This window comes from Enterobacteriaceae endosymbiont of Plateumaris pusilla (genome assembly GCF_012562765.1).
Taxonomy (GTDB): domain Bacteria; phylum Pseudomonadota; class Gammaproteobacteria; order Enterobacterales; family Enterobacteriaceae.
In genome coordinates, this window is record NZ_CP046226.1 from 39,286 (window position 1) to 51,580 (window position 12,295).

Annotated in this window: 9 protein-coding genes; 2 read left to right on the top strand and 7 right to left on the bottom strand. The window is 18.8% G+C overall.

The features are described from left to right. Window positions 1-70 precede the first annotated feature (70 nt). The 7 genes from ligA to hisS form a co-directional block, all read right to left on the bottom strand. Window positions 71-2,083 (bottom strand): NAD-dependent DNA ligase LigA, encoded by a 2,013-nt coding sequence (gene ligA / locus GJT83_RS00205; RefSeq protein WP_168892462.1) that lies wholly within the window; start codon window positions 2,081-2,083, stop codon window positions 71-73. A 20-nt stretch (window positions 2,084-2,103) separates the two neighbouring features. Beyond that, window positions 2,104-3,531 (bottom strand): cysteine--tRNA ligase, encoded by a 1,428-nt coding sequence (gene cysS / locus GJT83_RS00210; RefSeq protein WP_168892463.1) that lies wholly within the window; start codon window positions 3,529-3,531, stop codon window positions 2,104-2,106. 87 nt (window positions 3,532-3,618) lie between these two features. Then, window positions 3,619-5,031, bottom strand: a complete 1,413-nt coding sequence (gene dnaB / locus GJT83_RS00215; protein WP_168892464.1) for a replicative DNA helicase — start codon at window positions 5,029-5,031, stop codon at window positions 3,619-3,621. A gap of 76 nt (window positions 5,032-5,107) precedes the next feature. Continuing rightward, window positions 5,108-6,082 carry a tRNA dihydrouridine(20/20a) synthase DusA gene (gene dusA / locus GJT83_RS00220; protein ID WP_168892465.1) on the bottom strand — a complete coding sequence of 325 codons (975 nt, stop codon included), beginning with the start codon at window positions 6,080-6,082 and terminating at the stop codon, window positions 5,108-5,110. 20 nt (window positions 6,083-6,102) lie between these two features. After that, window positions 6,103-7,479 (bottom strand): ribosome biogenesis GTPase Der, encoded by a 1,377-nt coding sequence (gene der, locus GJT83_RS00225; protein ID WP_168892466.1) that lies wholly within the window; start codon window positions 7,477-7,479, stop codon window positions 6,103-6,105. A gap of 33 nt (window positions 7,480-7,512) precedes the next feature. Continuing rightward, complete coding sequence (locus tag GJT83_RS00230) at window positions 7,513-8,730, bottom strand: outer membrane protein assembly factor BamB family protein (protein ID WP_168892467.1); 1,218 nt, start codon at window positions 8,728-8,730, stop codon at window positions 7,513-7,515. Between the two features lie 154 nt (window positions 8,731-8,884). After that, on the bottom strand, window positions 8,885-10,177 hold the full coding sequence (hisS, locus tag GJT83_RS00235) for a histidine--tRNA ligase (RefSeq protein ID WP_168892468.1): 1,293 nt from the start codon (window positions 10,175-10,177) through the stop codon (window positions 8,885-8,887). A gap of 346 nt (window positions 10,178-10,523) precedes the next feature. Between hisS and tadA the strand changes: the two genes are divergently transcribed. Beyond that, a complete protein-coding gene (gene tadA / locus GJT83_RS00240) occupies window positions 10,524-10,985 on the top strand; it encodes a tRNA adenosine(34) deaminase TadA (protein WP_168892469.1) in 462 nt (153 codons plus the stop codon). A 24-nt stretch (window positions 10,986-11,009) separates the two neighbouring features. Continuing rightward, the gene (glyA, locus tag GJT83_RS00245; protein WP_168892852.1) at window positions 11,010-12,263 is read left to right on the top strand and encodes a serine hydroxymethyltransferase; all 1,254 of its coding nucleotides are present in this window, start codon (window positions 11,010-11,012) and stop codon (window positions 12,261-12,263) included. Window positions 12,264-12,295: the final 32 nt, after the last annotated feature.

The following is a 12,295-nucleotide window of genomic DNA, read 5'->3' on the forward strand; positions in this document are numbered from 1 at the left end:
CTATTTAATTTAATTTACAAAGATATCATTTATTATATAAATAAACAATTTATTACATATAATACTAAAATTAATTTTTATTAATTAATTCTAATAATTGTTGTTCGTTTATAATTATTATATTTAATTTTTTTGCTTTAAATATTTTAGATCCAGGATTTTTTCCTACAATAATAATATCTATATTTTTAGAAATATGATTATAAATCATAGCTCCTAAATTTATTAATTTTTCTATTACTTTTAATCTATTTATTGAAATTAATTTTCCTGTTAATACTATTTTTTTTTTATAAAAAAAATTACTAATAATAATATTATTATTCCAATTAATACCAATTTCATTCACTAATTTATTAATTATATATAATTTTTTTTTATCATTAATAAATTTATATAAATTATATGCAATTTTTTTTCCTATACCAGATATAGAATAAAAATCTTTTAAATCAGCATTTAAAAAATTACTTAAATTTTGAAAATGTTTATTTAAATTATTTGCAGTAACTAAACCTACTTCACTAATTCCTAAAGAATATAAAAATCTAGTAAAAGTTGTTTTTTTTGATATTTCTATTGCATTTAATATTTTTAAAATAGATTTATTTCCTAAATGAGGAATTTTATTTAAAGTATTTATATTTAAATTAAATAAATCTATAGGATTTTTAACTAAATTAATATCAACTAATTTATTAATAAGTTGATTACCTATATAATTAATATTCATTGCATTACGTGATATAAAATGTTTTAAATATCCTTTTAGTTGAGATTTACAATTTAGATCAGATGGACAATATAATGTTTTTTTATTATAATTTTTTATTTTAAGAATAGATTTACAATCTGGACATATTTTAGGAAAAATAATATTAGTTGTAATATTATTTTTTCTTTCTTTTTTTATAATATTAATTATTTTTGGTATAACATCACCACAACGTTGTACTACAATCACATCTCCTATTTTTAAATTTAATTTTTTAATTTCATTAATATTATATAAACTAGCATTACTAATATTAACTCCATCTATTTTAATAGTTTTAAATTTTCCTACAGGAGTAATTACTCCTGTTCGTCCTATTTGAAAAATAATATTTTTTAAAATTGTTATTTTTTCTTGTGGAGGAAATTTATATGCAATAGCCCATTTAGGAGCATGTGATGTACAACCTAATATTTTTTGTATTTTAATATTATCTATTTTAATAACAATACCATCAATATTATATAAAAAATTATTTCTTTCTCGTTTTATTTTTTCATAAAAAAAAGAAATTTCTTTTAAAGAAGTACAAATTGTTGTATGTTTAGAAATTGGTAAACCATAATTTTTAAGTTGTTTTAATATTTTTATATGACTAGATATTTTTTTTTTACTTTGTATAAAACCTATACCATAACTAAAAAAATTTAACAAATTATAATTAATATTATTATTAATATTTTTTAATCGTAAAAAACTTAAAACTGCACTACGAGTATTAGCAAATTGTTTATTAAAAATATTATTTTGATTTAATATATTTAAATTTACTTTCTTCATAAATATTTCTCCTCTAACTTCTAGTATAGAAGGAAAATTATTTCCTTGTAATTTATGAGGAATATCATTAATATATAATATATTATTAGTTATGTTTTCTCCTATTATTCCATTTCCTCTAGTAGAGGCTTGTATTAATTGACCATTATTATATAATAAACTTGTTGCTATTCCATCAAATTTTAATTCACAACAAAAATAATTTTTCGTTTTATTTAACAAATTTTTTATAGGATTTAAAAATTTTAAAAATAAATCTTTTTCATTAAAAACATTATTTAATGATAACATAGGAATTATATGATTTATTTTTTTTATATTTAATAATGTAATACCTCCTACAGATTTAGTTGGAGAATTATTTGTTATTAAATGAGGAAATAAATTTTCTAAATGTTTTAATTTATATAATAATTCATCAAATTTATAATCAGGTATTTCTGGATGATTTAATACATGATATCTATGATTATGATAATGTATTTCATTACGTAATTCTTCAATTTCTTTTTTTAATGATTTTTTCATAAAATTATTTATAAAAAATATTATTTAGTTTTTTTTTTCCATATAGTTTTAGATTGTGAATCTTCTAGAAGAATATTTTTTTTATATAATAGATTTCGAATATAATCTGCTTTTATCCAACATTTTTTTTTACGAGCATCATTTCGTATTTTAATTAATTTTTCAATTTGATATTTATCAAAATAACATGAATTTTTATTTTCTTTAAAATAATTTTTAGGATTATAAAAAAGAATTCCTAAAATATTTCCTAAATCTTTTAATTTTAATATTAAATTATTAGCATATAAAAATTTTTTTTGATTATTTAAAATGTTAATTTGATATGACATATTAAATAATATACTATAAACTTTTGGTGTATTAAAATCATCATTCATTGCTTCATAAAATTTTTTTTCAAAAAAAATATTTTGTTTATCTTTTTTATAATTGTGATTATTCATACCAATATTAAGTAAAATATCATTTATATGATATATTGATGTATATAATCTTTTTATAGAAGCTTCAGATTGTTTTAAAATATTTTCATTATAAATTATAGGACTCCTATAATGTGTAGAAGTAAAAAAATATCGAATAACTTCATCATTATATTTAGATAAAATATCTCTTAATTTTAAAGAATTATTTAATGATTTAGACATTTTTTTATTATTTATCATAACCATTCCACTATGAATCCAATAATTAACATAAAATGATTTATCTAAACAAGATGATTGAGCTATTTCATTTTCATGATGAGGAAAAATTAAATCATTACCACCACCATGTATATCAAAACAATTACCAAAATATTTACGACTCATAGCTGAACATTCTATGTGCCATCCAGGTCTTCCATAACCCCATGGAGATAACCATCCAATTTTTTTATTTTCAGATTTCTTCCATAAAACAAAATCTATATAATTTTTTTTAATAGAAAAATATATTTTTTTATTTTGTATTTTTAATTTATTTAAATTTTGTCGAGATAATTGACCATAATGTAAGTAACTTTTAATAGAAAACATCACATCTCCATTTTTAGCAATATATGCATTATTATTATTAATTAAATTTTTAATTATTAAAATAATTTCATTAATATGCTTAGTTACCCTAGGTTCTATATCAGGATTTAAAAGATTAAGATTTCTAAAATCTAATTTCATTTCAGAAATCATCTTATTCGTAAGATATTTAATATTTATATTTTTTTTATTTGCTAAATTTATTATTTTATCATCAATATCAGTAATATTTCTTATATATTGTACTTTATATCCTAAATTTTTTAAATATCTAATAATTAAATCAAAAATTATAAAAGTCCTTCCGTGTCCAATATGACATAAATCATATGTTGTTACTCCACAAACATAAATTTTAACTTCATTTTTATGAATTGGTTTAAATATTTCTTTTTGTTTACTTAAAGTATTAAAAATTTTTAACATTGATAATTTCACTATAGTTTTATAAAAATTAATTTAAATTAATAATTAGCTTGTATAAATTAATTATTATAACTAATTAATTTATAATTAATCAATATTAGAATTACTATAATAATTTGAATAATTATCAAATCGAGCTATTTTATTATTAAATGTTAATCTTATAGTACCAATTGGACCGTTACGTTGTTTTCCTATAATTATTTCTGCAATACCTTGTAAATTACTATGTTCATTATATACTTCATCTCTATAAATAAACATAATTAAATCAGCATCTTGTTCAATAGACCCAGATTCTCTTAAATCAGAATTCATTGGACGTTTATCAGATCTCTGTTCTAAAGATCTATTTAATTGAGATAATGCTAATACAGGTACATGCAATTCTTTTGCTAATGCTTTTAATGAACGTGAAATTTCAGCAATTTCTAATGTTCTATTAAAAGATAATGAAGGAACTCTCATTAATTGTAAATAATCAACCATAATTAAACTTAATCCATTATGTTCTCTAAATATTCTACGAGATCTTAATCTTACTTCAGTAGGAGTAAGTTCAGAAGAATCATCAATATATATATTTTTTTTCTTTAATAAAAGAGCCATTGTATTTGAAATTTTTTCCCAATCATTATCATTTAATTGTCCTGTACGAATACGTGTTTGATCAACTCTAGAAAGAGAAGCTAACATACGCATCATAATTTGTTCACATGGCATTTCTAAACTAAATATAAGTACAGGTTTATCTTGTGATATAGCTGCATTTTCACAAATATTCATGGCAAAAGTTGTTTTACCCATTGAAGGTCTAGCAGCAATAATAATTAAATCAGATTTTTGTAATCCGGCTGTTTTTTTATTTAATGCATGATAACCTGTATCTATTCCAGTAACACCATGTTTAGTTGATTTATAAAAAGATTCAATTTTAGAAATTGTTACTTCTAAAATTTCATCTACACCTTTAGGTTTAGTATCTTTATTTATACGTTTTTCTGCTATTTGAAAAATACGAGATTCAGCTAAATTTATTAATTCTTCACTTTTTCTTCCATTAGGATAATATCCAGCTTCAGCAATTTCATTTGCAGCTAATATCATTTCTCTAATAACAGCTCTTTCTCTTACAATATCAATATATGCATAAATATTAGATACACTAGGAATATTTTTAGATAATTCAGCTAAATATGCAAAACCGCCTACATCATCTAATTTACTTTTATTTTCTAAAGATTCTGATAAAGTAATTAAATCAATTGGTTTTCCAGTATCTGTTAACAATTGCATCTCAGTAAAAATAATTCTATGAGCAAATGTAAAAAAATCTTGTACTATAATTTTTTCTATAACATTTTCCCAACGATTATTATCTAACATTAACCCTCCTAATATCGATTGTTCTGCTTCTAATGAATGAGGAGGTAATTTAATTCCTTCTATATCAAAATCTTTTCTGAATTTAGATTTTTTTATTATATTATTTACTATCATAAATTAACATTTATAAGGTATGAATATTGATATAACATTAATTATATAAAATTATATTTTAATAATTATTATAATTTTATATATCTTTTATATAAGATAATGCTTTATTTAATACTTGAATACTACTATTATTTAAATAATTATTTTTATTATTAATATATTTTTTAAAATTTACAGAACCATTTAATCCATTAAAAAAATTTAACATAGAAAAAATAATTTTTTTCAAATTTATACCTTTTTTTAATTCTTGTTCTATATAAGAATACATAGATTTTATAATTGTTATAGGAGACTGTAAAATATATTTTTGATAAAAAATTTTTTTATCAATTTTCATTAAAAATTTAGGATCATTAAAAATTTTTCTACCCATCATAACTCCATCTACATATTTTAAATGATTCATTACTTCTTCAAAATTTTTAATTTCTCCATTTATAGATATTTTAATATTTGAGAATTCTTTTTTAATTGCATATACAACTTTATAATTTAAATTAAAATTATTAAGATCATATTTAGTATTTTTTTTATTAAAAAATATTGCTTTACGAGCATGAATAATAAACATACTACAACCACTAACAGATAATTTATCTATAAATTTATATAAAAAAGAATAACTATCATCATCATTTATACCAATACGAGTTTTTATTGTAACTGGTATTGAAACACTATCACTCATTGATTTAATACAATCAGAAAGAATATTGTATTGATTCATTAAACATGCACCAAAATTACCTTTTTGAGCTTTAATAGAAGGACACCCTACATTTAAATTAATTTCTTTATATCCTAATTTTTCTGCTTGTTTTGCACAAAAAGATAATGTTTTAGGATTATTACCTGCTAATTGTAATGCAATATTTTTTCCATAATTATTTAATAAAATTGATTTATTATTAATAATAGCATTAGAATGTATCATTTCAGTATATAAAAGAGCATGTTTAGTTAATTTTCTATAAAAATAACGACAATATTTATCAGTTTTTTTAAACATAGGAGCAACTGAAAATTTATAATAAGGAATTTTATTCATTTTATTAAATATTAGTTATATTAATTTATATAATTATTAATATAAGGGTTTTTATTTTCTTTAAATTTTAAAAAAATAGGAATACCAAAAAAATTTAATTTTTTATATAAAAAATTTGATAAATAACGTTTATAATTATTTCCTAATTTTTTTACTTGATTTCCATGAATAATTAAAGTTAATGGATTATATTTACCTACATGTATATATTTTAGTTTTATACGATGATTATTTATCATAGGTGGAGGAAAATCATTAATTGCTGAATACATAATTTTCATTAATTTTGAAGTGTTAATTTTATGATTAGTTAAATTATATATTTTATATAATAATTTAAATAATTTTTTTAAACCTACACCATATTTAGCTGATATAAATATCATAGGAATAAATGGAAATTTTATTTTAATTATTTCTTTTATTTGTTTTATTTTTTTTAACTGAATTATATCATATTTATTAATTACTATTATAATAGGTTTTCCTTTATTAATAATATAATTTATTATAGACATATCTTGATGAGAAAATATATCTTTAGATCCATCAATAATAAATAAAATTATATTAGATTTTTTTATAGATAAAAAAGAATTTTTAATCATATTTTTTTCTATATTTTGAATCTTATTTTTTTTTTTAATTCCTGCAGTATCAATAATAATTAAATTATTAAAATATTTTTTTGTTATTTCATTCATATTTTTTATTGGAATAGAAATACAATCTCTAGTTGTTCCTGCAATATTATTTACAACCATTCTATCTTCTTTAAGAATTTTATTAATTAAAGTAGATTTACCAGCATTAGGAGTACCTATAACTACTAATTTTACACTAATATTTTTGATAGAATTATTATATTTAAATTTTTTAATTTTAATTAAATTTTTTACTCGAAAAATACTTTTTATATAAGGTAATATTAATAATAATAATTTATTAATATGTTGTATATCAATAATATTAATATTATATATTTTATAACCTAAAGAATAAAATTCTTTTTCACAATCATTGTTATTCCTATTTAAAATAATTATAATTTTTTTTTTATATGGTCTTATTTTATCTATAATTTCATAATCTATATTTGTCAAATATAATCCTTTAATTATAAATAATATTAAATCTGATTCCTGAATAGCTTTAAAAGTTTGTTGATTTACAGAATTATTTAGTTCTATTTTTTTTTTAACACTATCAATTATACTACCCGTATCAATACAAATAAAATGATATTGATTTATTTTAACATATCCATAATTTCTATCTCTTGTAAATCCAGGAATATTATTAACTAATGCTTTATTAGTTTTAGTTAATAAATTATATAATGTAGATTTTCCTGAATTTGGAGAACCTACTATAGTAACTATAGGATAATTAAACATTATTTTAATCTCATATATATTAAAATTAATAATTTATAATTTAAATGCATAAATATTACCATTATAAGTTTGTAATATTAATTTATTATTTACTAATAATGATGATTGTATTTTATCATTAAAATTTTTAATTAATATATTACCAATAATATTACCATTATAAGAATTTAACCAATAAATTTTACCACATTTTTCTACAATAATAATATTATTTTTATAATAAATTGGAGTTGTAGTTTCTTTATTTATAAATTTATTTTGTGACCAAATAATATCACCTTTATTAGTATCTAAAGATAAAAGTTTATTTTTTATATTAAAAAGATAAATTTTATTTTTATTAATAATAAAATCACTAGATATTTGATATGATTTTTTCCAAAAAATATCACCATTAGAAAGATCTAATGCATAAAAATCACCATTATATGAACCTACATAAATTATTCCATTTGAAATTATTGGTTGTGCATCAATATCATTAAAATTTAATAAATGTAATAAATTAGGAATTTTTGTTAAATCTTTTTGCCAAACTAAAGAACCATTATTTGATATACGAGAACTGATAATACCATTATCACTACCTGTAATAACATTATCAAAAAATATTGTTGGTTTTGATGTTCCTCTAAATGAATATGATTCTAAAGGACCTAAATTTACTGTCCATAAAATATGACCATTATTTTTATTTAAACCTTGTAAAATATTATTATTATTATGTACAATTAAAATATTTTTTGAAATTACTGGATCAGATAATACTTCACTAAAAACAAATGTTTCCCATATTTTATTACCATTTTTAATATTTAAAGCAATAATTTTACCTTTTTCACTTCCTAAATATAAAGAATTATTTGATATAATAGGACCACTAGATAATTCTTCTGGTAAACAATATGAAAACATACAAAAATTTTTCTTAGCAAGATTAATATCCCATATTACATTTCCATTATTAATATTAATACATTTTACTATACCATCTTTGTGAGCAATATATAACAGATTATTTTTATATGCTACATGTAATTTAGAAAAATTATTATTTGATTTTTTAATAACTTTACTAAACCATATTAGTTGAGGATTTAATTCATTTTTATTTAAAATTTTTAAAGTAGTTTTATATTTTTTAAGTAGTTTATTATGATTTGAACTATAATAACTATTATAGTTTGAACATCCAGTAAACATAAAAGAACAAAAAATAAAAAAAATTAATATTAATTTTTGTAATTTCATTTTTTCCTCTTTAATTATATTAAAAATTTATTTTTTTAAATAAAGTTATTTTATAAAAAAATATTTTTACAAAATTATTTAATTTTATATTAATTTATAAATATATAGATTTTAAATATTTGAAATTATTAAAAATAAAATTTAATAAATAAAATTATGTTTTAAAATTTAAAATTTTTACTAATTCAGTTATTAATTCTTTTTCAAAGAAAGTATTTTGTTTATTTAATAATAAATCTTTTATTGTTAATTGTTTATTATTTATTTCTTTTTCTCCTATAATTAAAAGAAAATGAACTTTTTGTTTTATTGCTTGAACAATTTGTTTTTTTAAATTACTAAAATTATAACTAATAACTATTTTTAATAAAGGAAATTTTTTTCTAATTATTTCACTAATAAAAAGAGCCTTATATAAGGCTAAATTATCATTCATAGGTACAAGATAAATATCTATTAAATAATCATCTTTTAATTTTATTCTATTAATATTTTTTATTAATAAAATTAAACGTTCTATTCCAATAGCACATCCAATACCACTAATGTTAGTTTTATTACTTAATTTTTTAACTAGTTTATCATATCTACCACCTCCACAAATAGTTTTATGAGATCCTATTTTATTAGTAATCCATTCAAATACAATATCATTATAATAATCTAATCCTCTAACTAAACGGTAATTTATAGAAAAATTAATTTTTAATAATTTTATTATATCACATAATTTATTTAATTTAACTATACAGTCTTTACTAAGAAAATTTTTTAATTGAGGAGCTTTATTTAATAATTCTTGCATATTAGGATTTTTACTATCTAATATCCTTAAAGGATTTTTATACATTCTTCTTTTACAATCATCATCTAATAAATGAAAATTTTTTTCTAAAAATAAAATAAGTTTTTTAATATATTGTTTTCTATCTTTAGTAGATCCAATAGAATTAATTTCTAAAAAAACATCATCTATAATATTTAACTCTTTCCAAAAATGAGATGTAATTATAATTATCTCAGAATCTATATAAGGTGATTCTAATCCTAATGTTTCGATACCAATTTGATTAAATTGTCTATATCTTCCTTTCTGTGGTCTTTCATAACGAAACATTGGTCCATTGTACCATAATCTATTATTTAAAGAAGAAAAAAAATTATGTTCAACTATTGCTCTAATACAACCAGCTGTTCCTTCTGGTCTTAAAGTAAGACTTTCTCCATTTCTATCATTTAAATTATACATTTCTTTTTCTACAATATCTGTAATTTCACCTATTGCTTTTTTAAATAAAATACTTTTTTCTAAAATAGGAATCTTAATTTCTTTATAACCATAATTTTTTAATATTCTTTTAATAGTATTTTCAATATATTCCCATAATAAAGTATCTGGAAAAAAATAATCATGCATACCATGAACTGCAGTAATATTTTTAATCATATATAAATACCTCTTTAATTTAATTAATAATTTTAAAAATTTAACCAAAATTGATTTGTTATTTGAACTATGTTATATATTATTGATCAGATTTTATTTTTTATATATTTTAAATATATCATTAATATATAAATTATTTTATTGATAAATAGTATAATAATATTATTTATAATTATAAAATTAATAATTTTATTAAAATGAATAATTTTATTAATACTTAAAAAATATATCTAATTTTACTTAATTTATCTTTAATAAAAAATATTTATTTATAATAAAAATTAATTTTATTATTTCAATATAATTAAAAATTATTTATAAATTAATAAAAGGTTATAATATTTTAATGAAAAATGATATTTATTGGATGAATTATGCTTTAAATTTAGCTAAATTAGCAATTAAATCAGGTGAAATACCAGTAGGTGCTATAATTATAAAAAATAATAAAATTATTTCAGAAGCTAAAAATAACTCAATTAAAAAAAATGATCCTACAGGACATGCTGAAATAATAGCATTAAGAAAAGCTGGTAAATATTTAAAAAATTATAGATTATTAAATACAACTATGTATGTAACATTAGAACCATGTATAATGTGTTCTGGTGCAATAATTATTAGTAGAATTAATCGTTTAGTATTTAGTATTAGTAATAATAAATACTATCAAATAGGATCCTTTATAGATTTATTAGGAATTTATAATATAAATTATTGCATAAAAATTAATTCTGGAGTATTAGTTAAAGAATGTACTAGTCTTATTAAAAAATTTTTTTATTTAAAAAGAAAAAAAAATAATTAATATAATTAGTTTTAGAGGTAATTAATTTTGAATAAAATTAAAAATTACTCAAATTATGATATTGAAATATGGAAATTAATTCAAAAAGAAATTAAACGTCAAGAAGAACATATAGAATTGATTGCATCTGAAAATTATGCTTCAAATTATGTTATGTATGTTCAAGGTTCTCAATTAACTAATAAATATGCAGAAGGTTATCCTAAAAAAAGATATTATGGTGGATGTAAATATATTGATGAAATAGAAAAAATAGCTATAAATAGAGCTAAAAAATTATTTAATGCAAACTATGCTAATGTACAACCACATTCAGGATCGCAAGCTAATTTTGCTGTTTATTCTGCATTATTAAATCCTGGAGATATAATAATGGGTTTAGAAAATTCTCATGGAGGTCATTTAACTCATGGTTCTATAGTCAATTTTTCTGGAAAACTTTATAAAAATATACCTTATAAAATTAATAATAAGGGTGTTATTGATTATAATAATTTATTAAAGTTAGCAAAAATTCATAAACCTAAAATGATTATTGGTGGATTTTCCTCTTATTCTGGAATATGTAATTGGAAAAAAATGAGAGAAATAGCTGATATTGTAAAAGCATATTTACTTGTTGATATGGCTCATATTGCAGGATTAGTAGCTACTAAATTATATCCAAATCCAATACCATATGCTCATGTAGTTACTACTACAACACATAAAACATTAGCTGGTCCAAGAGGAGGATTAATTTTAGCTGCAGAAAATATTGATAACCTTTTTAATAGATTAGATTCTTCTGTATTTCCAGGTAGTCAAGGTGGTCCTTTAATGCATATTATTGCAGCTAAAGCTGTAGCTTTTAAAGAAGCTTCAAAACCAGAATTTATAATCTATCAAAAACAAGTTTTAAAAAATGCTAAATTAATGGTTTCTATATTAAAAAAACGTAATTATAAAATTATTTCAGGTAATACACATAATCATTTATTTTTATTAGATCTATCTAATACGAACATAAGTGGAATACAAGCAGAAAAATTATTAAGCAAACATAATATTATCGTAAATAAAAACAGTATTCCAAATGATTTAAAATCTCCTTTTATTACTTCAGGAATAAGAATTGGTACTCCTGCAATTACTAGAAGAGGATTTAAAGAACATGAAGTATCATTAATATCAAACTTTATAGCAGATATTCTTGATGAAAAAAATAAAAATATTTCATATATTAAAAATAAAATACTAGAAATGTGTATTAATTTTCCTGTATATCCAATTAATTAAATAAAATATTTTTTTATTAAAAAGGTTTAAAA

Excerpts from the sequence above, each read along its gene's own strand:
- ligA (WP_168892462.1), bottom strand. The coding sequence starts at position 2,083 with ATGAAAAAATCATTAAAAAAAGAAATTGAAGAATTACGTAATGAAATA.
- cysS (WP_168892463.1), bottom strand. The coding sequence starts at position 3,531 with ATGTTAAAAATTTTTAATACTTTAAGTAAACAAAAAGAAATATTTAAA.
- dnaB (WP_168892464.1), bottom strand. The coding sequence starts at position 5,031 with ATGATAGTAAATAATATAATAAAAAAATCTAAATTCAGAAAAGATTTT.
- dusA (WP_168892465.1), bottom strand. The coding sequence starts at position 6,082 with ATGAATAAAATTCCTTATTATAAATTTTCAGTTGCTCCTATGTTTAAA.
- der (WP_168892466.1), bottom strand. The coding sequence starts at position 7,479 with ATGTTTAATTATCCTATAGTTACTATAGTAGGTTCTCCAAATTCAGGA.
- GJT83_RS00230 (WP_168892467.1), bottom strand. The coding sequence starts at position 8,730 with ATGAAATTACAAAAATTAATATTAATTTTTTTTATTTTTTGTTCTTTT.
- hisS (WP_168892468.1), bottom strand. The coding sequence starts at position 10,177 with ATGATTAAAAATATTACTGCAGTTCATGGTATGCATGATTATTTTTTT.
- tadA (WP_168892469.1), top strand. The coding sequence starts at position 10,524 with ATGAAAAATGATATTTATTGGATGAATTATGCTTTAAATTTAGCTAAA.